Here is a 16,530-nt window from a genome sequence, read left to right on the forward strand (position 1 = left end):
CCGCAGCCGCTCCCACTGATCGTCTCGAAGCACTTCGCCTTCCACGCCAGCCTCCAAAAGCCAGCGTTGAATCAGAACTCCCCACTAAAGGGAATCCCTAAATCGTCACCACATCCTAGAGCGCTTAGTCCCCCGCCGGCCCCACATACTCCTTCCCGTACACTGCCTCGCGGAAGTCGTGGTGCAGCGTCCCGTCGAACGGCGCGGTCTGGACGAAGAACACCGCGGTCAGCTTGTTCGCCGGATCGATCCAGAACAAGGTCGACCAGGCCCCGTCCCAGAAGAACTCGCCCACCGCGCCGCGGTTCTCCTTGGCGTCCTTCGGCGGCGACACGCGCACCGCAAAGTCGAGCCCGAAGCCGACCGAGCCCTTGCCCGGCAGCCACAGCCGCTCGGTCACCCGCGGGTCGAGCTGGTCGGTCGACATCAGCCGCACGGTCGAGGGCCTGAGGATCCGCACGCCGTCGAGGCTGCCCTGGCCGAGCAGCATCCGCGCGAAGCGGAGATAGTCGTCGATCGGCGCGACGATCCCCGCGCCACCCATCGTCATCCTGTGCCCGGCGAACGACAGCCCCTTGATCTGCTCGTCGCCCATCCGCGCGAGCTTGCCGTCGGGGCCCTTGGCATAGCCGGTCGCTAGCCGGGCGAACTTGTCCGCGGGCTGCGCCCAGCCGGCTTCCTTCATCCCCAGCGGATCGAAGATGTGCTTGCGGACATAGTCGCTGAACTTCTCGCCCGAGAGCACTTCGACCAGCCGCGCCTGCACGTCGACCGCGGCCGAATAGCGCCATTGCGTGCCCGGGTCATAGGCGAGCGGCAGCCCGCCGATGATCTTCCCCGCCGCGGCGAGGTCGTTGTCGAGGTCGAGCGGCTTGGCTGCGGCGAACAGCGTGTCGGCATAGCTGTCGCCGCCGCCGTAGGAGAGGCCCGCCGAGTGGCGCATCAGGTCGCGGATCGTGACCGGGCGCGACACCGGCTTGTAGAGCGGCACGCCGTTGGCGTCCTTGCCCGCGACATAGCGCGCGTTGGCGAATTCGGGGAGGTAGCGCTCGACCGGATCGTCGAGCCCGAACTTGCCCTGTTCCCACAGCTGCATCAGCGCAGTGCCGGTCACGGGCTTGGTCATCGAGAAGATCTGGACGAGCGTGTCGCGCGCGAAGGGCCGCTTGGCCTCGCGGTCGGCGAAGCCGGCGCTGCCGTAATAGCGCTCCCTGCCGTCCTGCCACACCACGGCTTCCACCCCCGCGGCGCGCCCGTCGGCGACCATCGCCGCCAAGGCGGCGTCTATGCGCTTCTTGTCGATCTTGACGCTGTCGACCGGCTTGGCCTGCTGGGCAAGCGCGGGCAGCGGCGCGGCGGCGAGCGGCAGCATCAGCGCCGCGGCGAGCGCAAGGCGTACGGGTGTCGGCATGATCGTGATCCCCTCCTATTCGGCGCGAGCCTAGCCGATCCCGGCCAGCGTTGTCACTCGACTGAGCGATTGGCCGCGACGTCGTGCGCGGGGTAGATTGCCGGCGGATTTCGCGCAGGGGGCAGCCGATGCGATTCGTCATCAACGGAGTGTTCTTCGCGATCGCGCTGTCGCTCGCGGGCGTGCTGCTGCTGTCGATGCGCGCGTGCAGCACTGCCAAGACCGAGCGCCGCCTCGCCGCGACCGAGAATACCACCGCCGACATCGTGGACCTGCCCGACGGCGGCACGCTGATGGCGAGCAAGGGCACGGTGACGCGCAGCTTGGTCGACTGGCTGAAGTCCGATGCCGACACGGGCAATTTCGAGCTCGGCGGACAGGAGTTCGTCGGCCGCACCGCGCAGCCGACGCCTGAGTCGCTCGGCCGGGTGCCGCGGCTCGCGGCGATGCTCAAGGCCTATCCCGAGGTCCACCTCGTCGTCACCGGCCATGCCAGCGCGAGCGGCAATGCCGCCGCGGACGAGGCGCTGGCGCTCGAGCGCGCGAAGGCGGCGGCGAAGCTGATCGAAGGCTCGGGGATTCCGGCCGAGCGCATCCGGTTCGAGGGGCAGGGCTCGGCCGCGCCGCTGGCAGGCACGAAGCCGGAGGACCCGCGCAACGAACGCGTCAGCCTGATGCTGACTCGGGGGTGATCGATCCCACCAACCCTTCAGCCGTCATCCCGGCTTTCGCCGGGATGACGATGGTGGTGTGAAGCGGCTTACCCCCGCTCCCCCGCGTCATAACGCTCCCGGCTGCTATGGATCGCCGCCATGTTGTCGCGCGCCCAGGCGCCGATGCGCATCCCTTCCTCGGCCAGCGAGACCCCGAGCGCGGTCAGTGCGTACTCCACCTGCGGCGGCACGCTGGGGTGTACCGTGCGCGTCACCATCCCGTCGCGCTCGAGCGACTTGAGCGTGCGCGTCAGCATCTGCTGCGAGACGCCGTTGATCGCGCGGCGCAGCTGGTTGAAGCGCAGCGGCCCGGCGAGCAGCGTGACTGTCACGGGCAGCGTCCAGCGATCGCCGACGCGCGCGATCAGCTCGCCGAAGCGCACGCATTCGGCATGGGGGAGTGGCTGGTGCGGGGTGGTCCTATCCATATGACTAAGCCTCAAAAATATGCGTTCTTGGCCGCTTGCGGCACGATCCATAGCTGAGCGGGGACCGAAACCAGCCGGGAAAGTCCCCATGAACATCCTGCATCTCGATTCCAGCATCCAGGGCGAAACCTCGGTGAGCCGCGCGCTCTCCGCCGCCGTCGTCGAGCAGCTCCGCGCCGCGCATCCGGGCGCCGCGGTCGGCTATCGCGACCTCGCCGCCGCGCCGCTGCCGCACCTCGATCTCGCCGGCCTCGCCACCGCGGCCGAAAACCCCGTCCTCCGCCAGTTCCTCGACAGCGACATCGTGGTGATCGGACTGCCGATGTACAACTTCGGCGTGCCCAGCCAGCTCAAGAGCTGGATCGACCATGTCGTGGTCGCCGGCCACACCTTCCGCTACGGCGCGGAGGGTCCCGAGGGGCTCGCCAGGGGCAAGCGCGTGATCGTCGCCCAGTCGCGCGGCGGCGTCTATTCGGAGGGCCCCGCGGCGGCGGCGGAGCATGCCGAGAGCTATCTGCGCGCGGTGTTCGGCCTGATCGGCATCGCGGAGCCCGAGTTCGTCACCGCCGAGGGCGTGGCATTCGGCCCCGAAGCGCGCGAGGCGGCGATGTCCGCGGCGTTCGCGCGGATCGAGCCGATCGGCGCGGGAAGGGTCGTGGCGGCCTGATCCCGAAGCCGCCATCCCGGCTTTCGCCAGGATGGCGGCTTCCGGCTAGGGCGCCACCCGTTTCCACAGGTCGTCGAACGCCAGGCTGTCGAAGAAGGCCTGTGCCTCGACGATCCGCGAGTCCTTCATCCGCAGGAACCAGGCATAGCTGTTGCGATAGGCGACGCCGTCCTTCGCCACGCCCTCGGCGTCGAAGCGGACGATCACCGTGTCGCCGGCGGCATAGAGCCGGCGGACCGTCGGGATCAGCCGCTGCTGCATCCGCGCGTTGAACGGGCGGATCACTTCGGCGAGGAAGGCTTCCTTGCTCGGATAGGTCTTCGCCGCCGCCGAATTGCCGGTGATCGTCCAGCGCGCATCCTCGGCGAGCAGGTCATAGGGGCTGCCCGTCCCGTCGCGCCAGGCATCGAAGCCCTGGGTCACCAGCATCCGGTTGCCGCGCTCCTCGGCCGTCTCCTGCGCGCGCGCCGGCTGCGCGGCGAGCGCGATCAGCCCGCCCGCCGCGGCGGCGAGCGTCGTCTGCACGACCGTGCGCAGCCGGATCATTCCGCCGCCTCCAGCACACGCGTGTCCACCGCCGCGGCAGCGGCCTGCGCGACCCGATAGTCCTGCGCCACCGCGCCGCCCGATACGCCGACCGCGCCGAGCAGCCGGCCCGCTTCGTCGCGCACCGGGATGCCGCCGGCGAACACCACCAGCCCGCCGTTGGTGCGGTCGAACCCCGGCGAGGTGCCGCCGGGCTTGCAGAAGTCGTACAGCGCCTCGGTGTTGAACCCGAACAGCGCGGCGGTCCGCGCCTTGTTCATCGCGATATCGGCCGAACCGAGCAGCGCGCCGTCCATCCGCGCGAACTGCTTGAGGTTCGCGCCGTGGTCATAGACCGCGATGTTCATCGGCACGCCGATCGCGTCGGCAGCGCGCCGCGCCGCTTCGATCGCGGCTTCGGCCTGGGTGTCGGTGATGCTCATGATCCGCTCCTCCGTCGAAAGGCTCCGGCCGCGACGGCACGCCGCCGCGGCCGGACGCGCGATCAGATCTGGTTTTCCCACGCCGCGAGCTCATGCTGCTTGAGCATGTCCTCGATCGGCTTGGGGCAGACGTTGCGGAACTTGCCGGTGTCGGCCGGGACGATCTCGATCATCCGGTCGATCATCTCCTTGGCGTCGAGCCGGCCCTCGGGGGTCGCGAAGAAATCGTCGAAGCCGCGGCGCAGGTCGGCGCGCTTGGTGAAGTTCTTCGAATCGTCGAGCCAGCGGAAGGGGTTGTCCGCCATCGTCTCGTTGTAGCCGGTGTAATAGGCGCCCGGATTGATCGTCTGCACCTTGATGCCATAGGCGGCGAGCTCCTGCTGCATCGCTTCGGCGAAGGCCTCGATCGCATGCTTGGTCGAGACATAGGTGCCCCAGTTGGCGGGGGTGAACAGCCCGCCCATCGACGAGGTGAATACCACCTTCTTGCCCATGTTGCGCCCCTCGCGGATCCAGCGCTGGACGACGCCCTGGGTGAGGGTGAGCGGCAGGAAGACGTTGGTCTCGTAGTTGCGCCGCACGATGTCGACCGGGATTTCCCACACCGGCCCCGGCTCGCCCTGGCCGGCGTTGTTCCACAGTATGTCGAAGTCCCAGCTCTGCGCCTGGCGGATGTCATAGGGATCGTTGAGGTCGAGCCGTTCGACGCGGATGCGGTCGGCGAGGCCCAGCTCGGCGACTTCACTGCGCATCGCCGTCACCATCGGCGAGACTTGGCAGGTCGCGATGATGTCGTGGCCGTTTCTGGCCATGCCGATCGCGGCGCCCTTGCCGAAGCCCGAGCCGCCGCCGGTGATGAGGATGGTCTTCTTGGTCATGCGTCTTCTCCCATGGTGCGGCCCCGAGGGGAGGCGCCGCTTGTCGAAAGGGTGCACGCCGCCGCCCGCGGAATGCGGGTGTCGTCGGACTGGAGTCGCATCGACGCATCACAGGCGGCGCGAGCGCACCGGTGTCCGTCGTTCGAACATGCTGAAGTCAGGGCAGGGGAGGCGTGTCCGGCCTAGCCCGATGCCGTCGCTGCGCTCGTCACATCTCTACCCTCCCGGGGGGATTGCTGCGTGCGACTCCCGCTTAACTTGGATCGTGCGGGCGCTGCAACTGCTTCGGGCGGCCTTCAAACCAAGAGATAGTCGGGTATGATCGGCACCGTCTCCGACGAAGAAGGCCCGCCATGAGCCCATCGCCGCCGCGCCCCGAGGAACTCCACCACCACAGCCGACCGATGGCCGGCCGCAACCCCGACGAGCACCACCGCGTCGCCACGCCGCTCGAGCTGTTGTTCGATCTCACCTTCGTCGCGGCCTTCGGACTCGCTTCCTCGCAGGTCGCGCATTCGCTCGCCGAGGGGCATTTCCTGGCCGGCCTAACCGGCTTCGCCTTCGCGAGCTTCGCGATCTGCTGGGCGTGGATCAACTTCAGCTGGTTCGCCTCGGCCTATGACACCGACGATTGGATCTTCCGCCTCGTCACCATGGTGCAGATGATCGGCGTGCTCGTGCTCGCGATCGGGCTGCCGCGGATGTTCGCCTCGATCGAGCATGGCGAGCATTTCGACAACAGCGTGATGGTCGCGGGCTACGTCATCATGCGCGTCGCGATGGTGTTCCAATGGCTGCGCGCCGCGCGGCAGGACCCGGCGCGGCGCCACGCCTGCCTCACCTATGCTACGGCGATCTCGGTCGCGCAGCTCGGCTGGGTGGCGCTGATCTTCGCGCCCGTGCCACTGGGGGTGACGCTCGCCATCTCGATCGTGCTGATCCTCGTCGAGTTCGCCGGCCCGGCGATCGCCGAGCGGCAGGACGGCGGCACGCCCTGGCACGCGCACCACATCGCCGAGCGCCACGGCCTGTTCGCGATCATTGCGCTGGGGGAGGGCGTGATGGGCACGCTCGCCACCTTGTCGGCGGTGACCGAGGCGCAGGGCTGGTCGATGGACGCGGCTTTGGTCTGCGTCGCGGGCATCGGGCTGACGCTGGGGATCTGGTGGGTCTATTACATGGTGCCCTCGGCCGCGATCCTCTGCTGGCACCGCGAGCGCGTATTCGTCTGGGGCTATGGCCAGATGGTGATCGTCGCCTCGATCGTCGCGCTCGGCGCGGGGCTGCACGTCGCGGCCTATTACATCGAGCACAAGGCGCATATCGGCGCGCTGGCGACCGTGCTGACGGTGGCGGTGCCGGTCAGCACCTGCCTGATCGGCTTCTACGCGCTCTACACCTACATGGTCGCGCGGCTCGACCCCTTCCACCTCTGGCTGCTCGCGGGCACGGCGGCAGTAATCGCGCTGGCGGTCGCGGCAGCGGTGGCAGGGGTGGGGATGGCGTGGTGCCTGGTGATCCTCACCTTCGCGCCGCTCGTCACCGTGATCGGCTATGAGTTGCTCGGCTATCGCCACCAGGCCGAAGCGCTGGCAGCGGAGAATCCGAGGGTCGAGCCGACGGATTGAGGATCGATTGCGGGAAAATATTGGTCGGGGAAAGAGGATTCGAACCTCCGGCCCCTGCCTCCCGAAGACAGTGCTCTACCAGGCTGAGCTATTCCCCGACCGGCGCTTTCCGGAGCAAGCCCCGGACCGCGAGGGGGCGCCTATAGCCACGCCCGTCGCGCTGCGCAAGCGGGGGTTTTCAGCTTTTCAGTGCCGCGACCATCGCTTCGATCGACGTGAACTTTTCCCGAGGCGAACCGGCGCGCGCGGCGGCATTCTCCGCCGCCTCGATCTTCTGCCAGTCGCGGAAGGTCACCACGTCGACCCTGCGCTCGGCCAGCAGCGCGTCGAGCCCCGGCCGCCCCGCCTTGCCCGAGTCGCCGACGCTGTCCGCGGCGATCTTGTCGGCGATCGCGAAGCCGTCGGGGCGGTTGGTGCCGATCGTCCCCGTCGGCCCGCGCCGCGCCCAGCCGACCGCGTAGAGCCCCGGCAGCACGCGCCCCTCGTCGTTGGCGAAGCGGCCCAGCTTCTCGTCATAGGGCACGCCTTCGATCGGCGGGGTGCGATAGCCGATGCAGCTCACCACCAGGCTGGCGGGGATCGCATAGGTCTCGCCGGTGCCCTGCGCGCTGCCCTCGGCCGAGAGCGCGGTGCGCTCGACGATCACTTGGCTTGCATGGCCCGGCCCCTCGATCCGCACCGGCATCGCGAAGAAGTCGAAGACGATCCGCACCGGCTTGTCGGCGCCTTCGGTCCGCCCCGCGAAGGTGCGCAGGTGCGTTACCGACTTGCGCTGCCCCGGCTCGAGCAGCGCATCCGCCTCGAGCGGCGGGAAGTCGGCGGCCTCGACCAGCGGCGCCGCGCGCTCGAGCTCGCCCAATTCGCCCAGCTCCTTGGGCGTCATCGCGATCTGGTGCGGCCCGCGGCGGCCGAGGATCGTCACCGTCGTGATCCGCGCCTTCTCCAGCGCCGCCAGCGCATGGCCGACGATGTCCGACCCTTCGAACTCGTGCTGCGTCTTGGCGAGGATCCGCGCGACGTCGAGCGCGACATTGCCGTTGCCGATCACCACCGCGCCGGGTCCGCCGAGCGGCGGATCGAGGTCGGCGAAGTCGGGATGGCCATTGTACCAGCCGACGAACGCCGCCGATCCGATCACGCCCGGCAGGTCGCCGCCGGGGATGCCCAGGGGCTTGTCGTGCGGTGCGCCGGTCGCGAGCACCACGGCGTCATACAGCCCGCGCAACTCGTCGATCGTGACGTCCTGGCCCACGGTCACCTTGCCGACGAAGCGGACATTGTCGCTGAGCGCCACCGCCTCGTAGCGCCGCGACACGCCCTTGATTGACTGATGGTCAGGCGCGACGCCGGTGCGGATCAGGCCATAGGGCACGGGCATCCGGTCGATGATATCGACGCGCACCTGGTCGCCGAACAGCTTCTGGCAGGCTTCCGCGGTGTAATAGCCCGCCGGCCCCGATCCGATCACCGCGACGTGCCGCATCCGCCTCTCCTCCCGATCCTCGGGTGTGCAGCCTAGCGTGTGAAAGGCGGGGGGCAAGGGCAAGCCGCGGTCTTGCGGGGCGCCGCGCCACCGGGCACATCCGCACGATGTCGCCGCTCGAACTCGCCGCCGTGCTGCTTGGCCTCGTAAACGTCGCGCTCGTCGTGCGGCGCAGCATCTGGAACTACCCCTTCGGCATCGTGATGGTCGCGCTCTACGCCTGGATCTTCGCCGAGGCGAAGCTCTACTCCGATGCGCTGCTCCAGCTCTTCTTCCTCGTCGTGCAATTCTACGGCTGGTGGAACTGGCTCCGCTCGCGCGCCGAGAGCGGCGAAGTGGTGGTGCTCACGCTCGGCTGGGGCGGGCGCACGGGCTGGGCGGGGGGCTGCATCGCCGCGACGCTGGGCTGGGGCTGGCTGATGCAGGCCTATACCGACGCGGCCTATCCCTTCTGGGACGCTTCGGTGGCGATGATGAGCATCGCCGCGCAGATTCTGATGTCGCGCCGCTATCTCGAGAATTGGTGGCTGTGGATCCTCGTCGACCTCGACGCGATCCCGCTCTACGCCGCCAAGGATCTGTGGCTGACGGCGTGGCTCTATTTCATCTTCCTGGCGCTGTCGGTCTGGGGGCTGGTCGAGTGGTTCAACGTGCGCAACCGCGCCGCGGGTTGAGGTGTGACCCCTTTAGCAAAAGGACGCGGCAGTCTCCCGCCGCGCCCCTTCGTTCCGCTTCAGGCGGTCGGCCCGGTCAATAGTCTCCGGGCGGCAGGCCGCCGAGTTGCTGGACCATCTTGATATAGGCGTCGAGGTAGGCGAGCACGATCACCTGGCCGATCTCGGTGTTCTGGTAGCCGCCGCCGCCGGCCGCCGCGAAGCCGCCCCACCAGCCGGCACCGCCACCCGCGCCCCAGCCGATGTCGGTCTTGCGCGCATAGCCTTCGGTCACCGTCTCCTCGGTCGTGCGCGAATCGACGATCGACAGCGTGACGTTGGCTTCCTTCTTCTTGATGTTGATGCCGCCCGCGACCGCGCCGGCGAACGGGCTGATCCGCCCGAGCACGCCGCCCAGCACCGCGCCGGCGCCGCCGCCGCCCGAATTGCTGTTCGACGAGACGATGTCCGGCTCGAGCAGGAAGTCCGCCGCGCGTACCTGGCCCTTGCCCATGTTCGAGCCCGCCTGCAGCTCGCCGTTCTCGGCGAGCGCGCGCTCCATCGCGCGGCTCTGCATCGCGCGGCCGCGGTTGACCAGCGTGAAGCAGCCCGATTGCTGGACGAACACCTTCAAGATCGCCTCGGGGCTGCCGAGGTTGAGCTCGCGCCACCATTCCTTCTCGGGCGGCACCATGCCGATCGTGCCGAGCACGCGGCTGCACTTCGGGATCTCGCGCAGGCCGCGCTCCTGCGCCTTGCGGCCCGAGGAAGCGCCCTTGGTGGTGCCGTCCTTGCTCTGGCGGCCCGACGACATGCTGGTCTGGGCATTCGCCGGAACGGCCGCAACGGAAAGCGAAAGCACCGCGGCCGCGGTGGCGAGCATCAGTTTACGCATTCTTCTCTCCCCAATCAATTCGCACGAGCATGGCCGGCCTATGCGCAAACGGCGCACCGAACTGTGTCGAAGCGACTCCCCTCGCCATGATCGCTGCAACTCCTAGCAGATAGCGCGCGGGGAGGGGAGGGGTGTGGTGCCGAGCCCGACGCGAGGCCCAGTCGATTGCTTTCGCGGAACGAATTGCCCAAGAGGAGGCGATCATGCGCACCGAACCGCGAGGATGCTGATCGGCCGGATCGCCAGGGGCCGCCTGACGGCTCCGGTGCTCATGCTCATGGCGGTGCTGCCCGGCCTCGCCGTCCGCGCGGCGCCCGATCGGGACCCCGGCCGCTTCAAGCATCTCGCCTTCCCGATCGACCGCGGTGCGCCGCCCGACGTCGGCTCGCTCGGCCAGGGTCCGGACGGCGACCTGTGGATCGCCAGCACCAGCGGGCTCTTCCGCTTCGACGGCCTGCGCTTCGAGCGGTTCCGCGCGACGGGCCCGGAGCAGCTGCGCAGCGACATGATCTATTCGATGTTTGTCGACCGCGCCGGCCGCATCTGGGTGGGCTATTACAGTGGCGGCGCCTCGGTGATCGAGAACGGCCGCGTGCGCCATTTCGCCGAGGGGCTGCCCAAGGGCCCGCTCAAGCAGTTCGTCGAGGATCGCCAGGGGCGGATCTGGGCGGTCTCGGTGCGCGGCATCGCCTATCACCACGCCGGCCGCTGGCACGCCGTCGCGACGCGGCCCGAGGACGGCACGCCCTATGTCCTGCTGCTCGCGCGCGACGGGACGCTGTGGATCGCCACCGGCAAGGCGCTGCTCTTCGTTCGCCCCGGCGGCGCGACGGTCGAGCGGACCAGCGTCGCGGTCGAGGAGGCCTGGGCGCTCGCGCAGGGGCCGGACGGACGGCTCTGGCTCTCCGACGAAGCGCGGGGCACGCGCCCGATCGCGCCGCGCCCGGGGACGCCGCCGCCCGACGGCGGCCGGCCCGCGCAGCTCCATCCGCTGATCGCGCATCGCCTGCTGTTCGATCGCGCGGGGAACCTCTGGGCCGCGCTCGAGCGCCAGCCCGGCATCGTCCGCATCCCCCGGCCCGGAGCGATCGCGACCGGCACCGCGATCGTCGAGGGCGACATCGCCGCCTGGTACCGCCAGGGCGAGGCCGGGCTGACCTCCGATCTCGCCGCGCCCTTGTTCGAGGATCGCCACGGCATCGTCTGGGCGGGCACGCGGCTCGGCATCGACGAGTTCATGCCAGTCAACTTCGTCCCTCGGCCAGAGATCGCCAAGGTTCCGCGCACCGGCTTCCGCGCAATCCGCGCGCCCGACGGCAGCATCGCCGTCGCCGACGACAGCACCATCTACCGCTATGCCCCGGACGAGCGGATCGTGACGAAGATCGCCTATCCCGGCGTCGCGCGGAACTTCTGCGCCGACAGCCGCAGCCGCATCTTCCTCGCCAGCGACGCCGGGCTGGTCGAGCTCGTCGGCGGCGCAGCGGTGCGCGTGCCGCTTCCCGAAAGCGTGCGCACGCCGGTGGTGCTCGCCTGTCAGGTCGACCGCGCCGGCAACCTGTGGCTGCTTACGCGGCAGGACGGCGTTTTCGTCCGCCGGGGCGCCGGCTGGACTCGCGCGATCACGCCCGAGGCGATCGGCGCCGCCTCGCCGCGGCTGATGCTGATCGACCGGCAGGACCGGCTGTGGCTTGGCGCGGACGGCAGCGGCGTCGCGCGCTATGCCGGCGGGCGCCTCCATCGCTTCGGCCCCGCCGAGGGGCTGGCGATCGGCTTCGTCCAGACCGCGCTGCCGGTGCGCGAGGGCGTGGTCTTGGGCGGCGAGCTCGGCCTCGCGCTGTTCGACGGCACGCGCTTCCGGTCGCTCACCCAGCGCGACCATCCCGGGCTCAGCCTGATCGCGGGGCTGGCGCAGGACGGCCGCGGCGACCTGTGGATCAGCGGCAACCGCGGCGTCGCCGTGTTCCGCGACACGCCGCTCGCATCGCTCTTCGCGGCTTCGCCCGACATGCGCCGCTTCGTCCAGCTCGACTTCCGCAACGGCCTGCCCGGCTACCCGCAGATCGCCTGCTGTACCAACACCGTGCTCGCCAGCCGCGCGGGCAACCTCTGGTTCCTCACCAACCAGGGCGTCGCCTGGCTCGACCCACTGCACCTCGACCTGCTCTCGACCGCGGTGGCGCCCGCGATCCGCGCGGTGGCCTCGGGGGAGACGAGCCTGCCCGCTTCGGGCAGCGTCCGGCTCCGCGCGGGCTCCCCCAACCTCCGCATCGACTATACGTCGGACAGCCTTTCCAACGCCGACCAGGTCGAGTTCCGCTACCGGCTGGTCGGCATCGACGACCGCTGGGTCGACGCGGGGCAGCGCCGCCAGGCCTTCTATCCCGCGCTGCCCAACGGCCGCTACGAATTCAAGCTCCAGGCGCGGCTGCCGGGCGGCGAATGGAGCGTGCGCGAGGCGGAGGTGGCCTTCATGGTGCCGCCGACCTTCCTCCAGACCCCCTGGCCCTGGATCCTCGCGCTGCTCGCCGCAATGCTGCTGATCGCCGGCCTGTGGTGGCTGAGGATGCGCCATGCGATGGAGCTGCTCGAGAAGCGGCTCGAGGAGCGCGGGCGCGAGCGTGAGCGGATCGCGCGCGACCTGCACGACACGCTGCTCCAGTCGGTCCAGGCGCTGGTGCTGCGGATCGACCTGGCCAAGCAGGAGATGCCCGCGGAGATGCCCGCGCGCGACGAGCTCGAGACGGCGCTGGGGCAGGCCGAACAGGTGCTGGACGAAGCGCGCGACACGGTGCGCGGGCTGCGTCCGGTCGAGGGCGCCGGCGGGATCGAGGAGATTCTGCGCGACGTCGCGCGGCGGCAGGCGTTCGACCGGGAGGTCGGGCTGGTGGTGGTCACCGCGGGCGATCCCCGCCCGCTCGCGCCCGAGGTCCGCGACGAGACGGTACGCATCGCCAACGAGGCGCTGTTCAACGTCTGGCGCCATGCGGCGGCGACGCGGGTCGAGGTCGGGCTGCGCTACGACGCGGCGGGCTTCGAGATGGCGATCGCCGACAATGGCGTGGGCATCCCCGCCGACATCCTCGCGAGCGGCGAGCGCAAGGGGCATTTCGGGCTGATCGGCATGCGCGAGCGCGCCCAGCGGCTGGGGGCGGGGCTCAAGGTCGAGAGCGAGGCGGGGCGGGGGACGCGGGTGGTCCTCGCCGTGCCGGCGGCGAAGGCGTTCGCGTCCGGGCGGGAAACGGGGTGGGGGCGGTTGAGGCGGCTCGCAACGGAAGGGCGCAAGAGTCGGGCCGGGGTCTAGGCTCGGATATCCAACCCCGTCACCCCGGGCCTTGTGCCGGGGTCCACCGGGAGATGCGCACTGCATTCACGCCTGGGAGTCAGTCAGCGACACGATGTGGGCCCCGGCACAAGGCCGGGGTGACGATTGGATGATCGGCGGTCGCTTTCGACACCAAGTTACCTCAGAAGCTCGCCCATTCCTCGGTGCCATGGGTGTAGGCCGGCGTCCGCGTCGCCCGCGCCGGGGCGGCTGCCCGCGGAGCCGCGGTCCGGCTACGCACCGGCGCGGCCGCTCGCTCGCCGGTCTCGAAGCGCTGGGCATTCTCGGCCAGCGCATCGACTTCGCTCGAGAGGTTGCGCGCCGCGGCCGAGGTCTCCTCGACCATCGCGGCGTTCTGCTGGGTCGACTGGTCCATCGTGCCGATCGCGGTGGTGATCTCGGTGATCGCCGCCGCCTGGGCGCGATTGTCCGCAGCCATGGTGTCGAGCAGCCCGTGGACGTCGGTGACGCCCTCGGAGATGTCGGCGAGCGCGCCGTCGACCTTCTGGACCGCATCCACCGCCGCGACGATGTCGGTCTGCGTGGCGGTAAGCTGGTCGCGCGCGCGGCCGGCCTCTTCCTCGGCGCGCATCGCAAGGGCGGAGACAAGGTCCGCCACCACTGCGAAGCCGCGGCCGGCTTCACCGGCCCGGCCGGCCTCGACTGCGGCGTTCATCGCGAGCACCCGCGTCTGGAAGGCGATCTTGTCGAGACCCTCGATCACGCTGTCGATGCCCTTGGCGCTTTCCGATACGCGGCCCATCGCCTGGACCACCTCGTCGGCGATCGCGCGGCCGCTGGCGACCGTCTTGATCGCATCGTCGGCACGCGTGACGGTGCGCGCGGCGGCGTCGGCAGTGACGCGCAGGCGCCCGTCCATCTGGCTGATCGCCGCCGAGGTCTGTTCCAGGCTCGCGGCATTGCTCTCGGTGCGGCGGGCGAGGTCCTCGCTGGCCTGGGCGATCTCGCTCGCGCCGGTGCGGATCGTGTTGGCGCTCTCCATCACCTGGCCGATCAGTCCGCGCAGGCTCGCGGCCGCCGAGTTGAAATTGGCCTTGAGCGGCGCGAACGGCCCGCTCAGCTCGGTGGTGATCTCGGCAGTGAGGTCGCCGTTGGCGAGCGCACCCAGCCCGGTGCCGACACTGTCGACGATCAGCTGGGCCTGTTCGGCCTTGGCCGCCTCGGCTGCCTTGAGCTGGTCGCGGAACGCCGCCATCGCCTTGGCGAGCGCGCCGACCTCGTCGGCGCGGCCGTCATCGGGCACTGCCACTGCGAAGTCGCCGGCGGCGAGCTTGCCCATCGCGTCGGTCATCTCGGTGAGCGGGCGCGCGATCATCCGGATCAGCACCATGAACGCCGCGACCACCACCGCGACGCCGACCAGCAGCAGCAACAGCGCGCTCCACGCCCCGTCGATCGAGATGTCGGTCACCTGGTCCGCGGCTTCCTCGGTGTTGCTGCGCTCGATGTCGGCGAGGTCGTTCGCGGCCTTGGCGAGCTCGTCGAAATGGTTCTGCGCGGCGCGTGCGACCGAGATCGCGTCATTCTCCTTGAGCGAGCGCGCGAGCGCCATCATCCGCGCGTCGTCCTTGTCGTAGACCTTGGCGGCGTCGGCGAACTTGTTGAACAGCGCCTGCGTCTTGGGCAGCTCGATGCGGCTGTCGAGCGACGCCATCGTCTTGCGGATCTGCGCGCGCGCCTGGTCGAGCCGCGTGTCGGCGGACTGCGCCGCGACGGGATCGGCAGCGACGATGCGGTCGAACTCGGCGGCGCGATAAGCCGCCATCGCGGCGTGCAGCGCCTGCGAGTCCACCATGTTGGGCACATGCACCGCGCTCACCGCCTTGGACCGCGTATCGACCGCCCAGAGCGACAGCATCGCCGTCGCGCAGATCGCGACGATCACCACCAGCAGCGCGCCGAACACGACGGTCAGCTTTCGCGCGATGCGCATGTTCTTCATCGACGACAGCATCGGGGCATCTCCGCAAGTCCGGCGCATCGGGCGCACGTCTGGATGCTGCTTGCACGGCCGTGGCTCACGGCCGGTTATTGCCGCCGTCAGGAATAATACATACGCGCTGCGTACCGATACTCGCGCTGATCCGTCGTTATACGAAGCGAGGAGCCGAAAATGCCGGACGACGCTTCCGATGCCGGATCGCGCCGCCGATCATCCCGAAGCCCACGATCATCATCGCCCAGGTCGCCGGCTCGGGCACGGCATGGGCGAAGGCGAGGCCGGGCGTCGACAGCTGGCTGTGGTGGCTGACATAGCCGTTGCGCGGATCGTAGAAGCTCGCCTGGAGGAAGAGCGCGCCGCCCCGCTGGTCCGCCGAAAAGCCCGCGAGCGTATTGCTGTCATAGGGCTCGTAGGCGGCGGCGTTGAGTACGAAATAACGGAAGGGGTCGCCGGCGAGCAGTTCGCTGGGCGTGGCGACGAAGCCGTCGCTCATCGCATAGCCGGGATATTCCATGCCCGGCCCCATGCCATAGGAGATATACTTCCCCGCCCCGGCGTCGAGCCGCACGGTGAACGACACGATGTCGCTGCCGGTCAGCACGCCGGTCGCGCCATCGGTAACCACGCTGTATTTGGCGAGGATCGAGCCGATCTGCACGGTGCCGACATATTTGGTCGCAAAGGCCGCGCCCGGCAGCGCGAGAGCCATGGCCGCGAGCATCGCCGCGCCGCAGCGCTTCCAGAAATTCATTGGTGACCCCCCTTTTATCAGGGCCTCCAACTATGCTGGAAATACAGGGGTGTAATTCAACTGGTTTCAGTGCCGGGGCAGGTTCGGTGCATGCGGGGGATCGGATGGCTCGGAATGGGACAGGGCGGGCGAGGCGCGACGGCGGCGGTCCGGTGCTCCACCTGCCCCAGCTGATGGCGGGCGGCGCGGGCCATCTCCTCGACGAGGCCGGGCTGCCGCCGTCCGAAGTGCGATGGTGGCTGGAGAATGCTCGCCATCGCCGGTTCCGCGCCGGCGAGGCCTTTTGCGAGATCGGCCAGCGCACCTACGACTTCGCGATCCTGCGCTCGGGGATCGTGCAGGTCTATGGCCTCACCGGCGGCGGCGACCGGGTCGTGCTGGACTTCGTCTTTCCCGGTGGGGCGGTGATGGCCCTCGACGCTGCGATCCGCGGCATCGCCTCCGAAGTGGTGATCGAGATGGTGACCGGCGCCGAGCTGTGGATCTGGCCCTATGAGCTCCGCCTCGCCAGTTTCGGGCGGCATCCGGGATGGCAACGGCTCGAAGTCCTCTATCTCGAGCAGGCCTTCGTCCGGAAGCACCGGCGCTACAAATCGCTGCGTACCGAGACGTCGCGCGAGCGGTTCGCGCGGCTTCATTCCGAGCTGCCGCCCGAATGGGTGCAGATCCCCCAGGGGCTCGTCGCCTCCTATCTGGACATCACGCCGCAATATCTCTCGCGCCTGCGCGCCGAGCGTCGCAAGCAGGCGGGCTGAGCTACCCCTCCA

The 16,530-nt window shown here is 69.5% G+C and carries 15 protein-coding genes and 1 tRNA gene; 6 read left to right on the top strand and 10 right to left on the bottom strand.

Annotation, left to right across the window (positions count from 1 at the left end; genetic code table 11):
• Nucleotides 1–124: 124 nt before the first annotated feature.
• Nucleotides 125–1,411 carry a serine hydrolase domain-containing protein gene (locus J7495_RS13040; RefSeq protein ID WP_294056990.1) on the bottom strand — a complete coding sequence of 429 codons (1,287 nt, stop codon included), beginning with the start codon at nucleotides 1,409–1,411 and terminating at the stop codon, nucleotides 125–127.
• Between the two features lie 128 nt (nucleotides 1,412–1,539).
• On the opposite strand from J7495_RS13040, the gene J7495_RS13045 reads away from it, so the two are divergent.
• A complete protein-coding gene (locus J7495_RS13045) occupies nucleotides 1,540–2,103 on the top strand; it encodes an OmpA family protein (RefSeq protein WP_294056991.1) in 564 nt (187 codons plus the stop codon).
• Nucleotides 2,104–2,171: 68 nt separating this feature from the next.
• Here J7495_RS13045 and J7495_RS13050 read toward each other — a convergent pair whose 3' ends face one another.
• On the bottom strand, nucleotides 2,172–2,552 hold the full coding sequence (locus tag J7495_RS13050) for a helix-turn-helix domain-containing protein (protein ID WP_294056993.1): 381 nt from the start codon (nucleotides 2,550–2,552) through the stop codon (nucleotides 2,172–2,174).
• A gap of 88 nt (nucleotides 2,553–2,640) precedes the next feature.
• Here J7495_RS13050 and J7495_RS13055 point away from each other — a divergent pair, with 88 nt between their 5' ends.
• Nucleotides 2,641–3,219, top strand: coding sequence for an FMN-dependent NADH-azoreductase (locus J7495_RS13055; protein WP_294056995.1), 579 nt, complete (start codon nucleotides 2,641–2,643; stop codon nucleotides 3,217–3,219).
• 45 nt (nucleotides 3,220–3,264) lie between these two features.
• Here J7495_RS13055 and J7495_RS13060 read toward each other — a convergent pair whose 3' ends face one another.
• The 3 genes from J7495_RS13060 to J7495_RS13070 all read right to left on the bottom strand — a co-directional run bounded on the left by J7495_RS13060 (nucleotide 3,265) and on the right by J7495_RS13070 (nucleotide 5,065).
• Nucleotides 3,265–3,765, bottom strand: coding sequence for a nuclear transport factor 2 family protein (locus J7495_RS13060; RefSeq protein ID WP_294056996.1), 501 nt, complete (start codon nucleotides 3,763–3,765; stop codon nucleotides 3,265–3,267).
• Complete coding sequence (locus J7495_RS13065) at nucleotides 3,762–4,187, bottom strand: heme-binding protein (RefSeq protein ID WP_294056998.1); 426 nt, start codon at nucleotides 4,185–4,187, stop codon at nucleotides 3,762–3,764. The genes J7495_RS13060 and J7495_RS13065 overlap by 4 nt, the downstream gene beginning before the upstream one ends.
• A gap of 62 nt (nucleotides 4,188–4,249) precedes the next feature.
• Nucleotides 4,250–5,065: an SDR family oxidoreductase gene (locus J7495_RS13070; RefSeq protein WP_294056999.1), complete on the bottom strand. Its 816-nt coding sequence runs from the start codon at nucleotides 5,063–5,065 to the stop codon at nucleotides 4,250–4,252.
• Nucleotides 5,066–5,418: 353 nt separating this feature from the next.
• Here J7495_RS13070 and J7495_RS13075 point away from each other — a divergent pair, with 353 nt between their 5' ends.
• A complete protein-coding gene (locus J7495_RS13075; RefSeq protein ID WP_294057000.1) occupies nucleotides 5,419–6,693 on the top strand; it encodes a low temperature requirement protein A in 1,275 nt (424 codons plus the stop codon).
• A gap of 21 nt (nucleotides 6,694–6,714) precedes the next feature.
• Here the strand turns inward: J7495_RS13075 and J7495_RS13080 are convergent.
• Both J7495_RS13080 and J7495_RS13085 read right to left on the bottom strand, forming a co-directional pair.
• Nucleotides 6,715–6,791 (bottom strand) — tRNA-Pro (locus J7495_RS13080).
• Between the two features lie 80 nt (nucleotides 6,792–6,871).
• Nucleotides 6,872–8,176: an FAD-dependent oxidoreductase gene (locus J7495_RS13085; RefSeq protein WP_294057001.1), complete on the bottom strand. Its 1,305-nt coding sequence runs from the start codon at nucleotides 8,174–8,176 to the stop codon at nucleotides 6,872–6,874.
• Between the two features lie 107 nt (nucleotides 8,177–8,283).
• On the opposite strand from J7495_RS13085, the gene pnuC reads away from it, so the two are divergent.
• The gene (gene pnuC / locus J7495_RS13090) at nucleotides 8,284–8,850 is read left to right on the top strand and encodes a nicotinamide riboside transporter PnuC (protein ID WP_294057003.1); all 567 of its coding nucleotides are present in this window, start codon (nucleotides 8,284–8,286) and stop codon (nucleotides 8,848–8,850) included.
• Between the two features lie 76 nt (nucleotides 8,851–8,926).
• Here pnuC and J7495_RS13095 read toward each other — a convergent pair whose 3' ends face one another.
• The gene (locus J7495_RS13095; protein ID WP_294057094.1) at nucleotides 8,927–9,643 is read right to left on the bottom strand and encodes a CsgG/HfaB family protein; all 717 of its coding nucleotides are present in this window, start codon (nucleotides 9,641–9,643) and stop codon (nucleotides 8,927–8,929) included.
• Nucleotides 9,644–9,947: 304 nt separating this feature from the next.
• Between J7495_RS13095 and J7495_RS13100 the strand changes: the two genes are divergently transcribed.
• A complete protein-coding gene (locus J7495_RS13100) occupies nucleotides 9,948–13,028 on the top strand; it encodes a sensor histidine kinase (protein WP_294057005.1) in 3,081 nt (1,026 codons plus the stop codon).
• A 163-nt stretch (nucleotides 13,029–13,191) separates the two neighbouring features.
• Here J7495_RS13100 and J7495_RS13105 read toward each other — a convergent pair whose 3' ends face one another.
• Complete coding sequence (locus J7495_RS13105; RefSeq protein ID WP_294057007.1) at nucleotides 13,192–15,003, bottom strand: methyl-accepting chemotaxis protein; 1,812 nt, start codon at nucleotides 15,001–15,003, stop codon at nucleotides 13,192–13,194.
• 157 nt (nucleotides 15,004–15,160) lie between these two features.
• Nucleotides 15,161–15,763, bottom strand: coding sequence for a PEPxxWA-CTERM sorting domain-containing protein (locus J7495_RS13110; protein WP_294057008.1), 603 nt, complete (start codon nucleotides 15,761–15,763; stop codon nucleotides 15,161–15,163).
• 152 nt (nucleotides 15,764–15,915) lie between these two features.
• Between J7495_RS13110 and J7495_RS13115 the strand changes: the two genes are divergently transcribed.
• Nucleotides 15,916–16,518, top strand: a complete 603-nt coding sequence (locus tag J7495_RS13115) for a Crp/Fnr family transcriptional regulator (RefSeq protein ID WP_294057010.1) — start codon at nucleotides 15,916–15,918, stop codon at nucleotides 16,516–16,518.
• Nucleotides 16,519–16,530 lie beyond the last annotated feature (12 nt).

The sequence above is a fragment of the Sphingomonas sp. genome (genome assembly GCF_017745215.1).
Classification (GTDB): domain Bacteria; phylum Pseudomonadota; class Alphaproteobacteria; order Sphingomonadales; family Sphingomonadaceae; genus Sphingomonas.

Coding starts and splice junctions, on each gene's coding strand:
- J7495_RS13040 (WP_294056990.1), bottom strand. CDS start 1,411: ATGCCGACACCCGTACGCCTTGCGCTCGCCGCGGCGCTGATGCTGCCG.
- J7495_RS13045 (WP_294056991.1), top strand. CDS start 1,540: ATGCGATTCGTCATCAACGGAGTGTTCTTCGCGATCGCGCTGTCGCTC.
- J7495_RS13050 (WP_294056993.1), bottom strand. CDS start 2,552: ATGGATAGGACCACCCCGCACCAGCCACTCCCCCATGCCGAATGCGTG.
- J7495_RS13055 (WP_294056995.1), top strand. CDS start 2,641: ATGAACATCCTGCATCTCGATTCCAGCATCCAGGGCGAAACCTCGGTG.
- J7495_RS13060 (WP_294056996.1), bottom strand. CDS start 3,765: ATGATCCGGCTGCGCACGGTCGTGCAGACGACGCTCGCCGCCGCGGCG.
- J7495_RS13065 (WP_294056998.1), bottom strand. CDS start 4,187: ATGAGCATCACCGACACCCAGGCCGAAGCCGCGATCGAAGCGGCGCGG.
- J7495_RS13070 (WP_294056999.1), bottom strand. CDS start 5,065: ATGACCAAGAAGACCATCCTCATCACCGGCGGCGGCTCGGGCTTCGGC.
- J7495_RS13075 (WP_294057000.1), top strand. CDS start 5,419: ATGAGCCCATCGCCGCCGCGCCCCGAGGAACTCCACCACCACAGCCGA.
- J7495_RS13085 (WP_294057001.1), bottom strand. CDS start 8,176: ATGCGGCACGTCGCGGTGATCGGATCGGGGCCGGCGGGCTATTACACC.
- pnuC (WP_294057003.1), top strand. CDS start 8,284: ATGTCGCCGCTCGAACTCGCCGCCGTGCTGCTTGGCCTCGTAAACGTC.
- J7495_RS13095 (WP_294057094.1), bottom strand. CDS start 9,643: ATGTCGTCGGGCCGCCAGAGCAAGGACGGCACCACCAAGGGCGCTTCC.
- J7495_RS13100 (WP_294057005.1), top strand. CDS start 9,948: ATGCTGATCGGCCGGATCGCCAGGGGCCGCCTGACGGCTCCGGTGCTC.
- J7495_RS13105 (WP_294057007.1), bottom strand. CDS start 15,003: ATGCGCATCGCGCGAAAGCTGACCGTCGTGTTCGGCGCGCTGCTGGTG.
- J7495_RS13110 (WP_294057008.1), bottom strand. CDS start 15,763: ATGAATTTCTGGAAGCGCTGCGGCGCGGCGATGCTCGCGGCCATGGCT.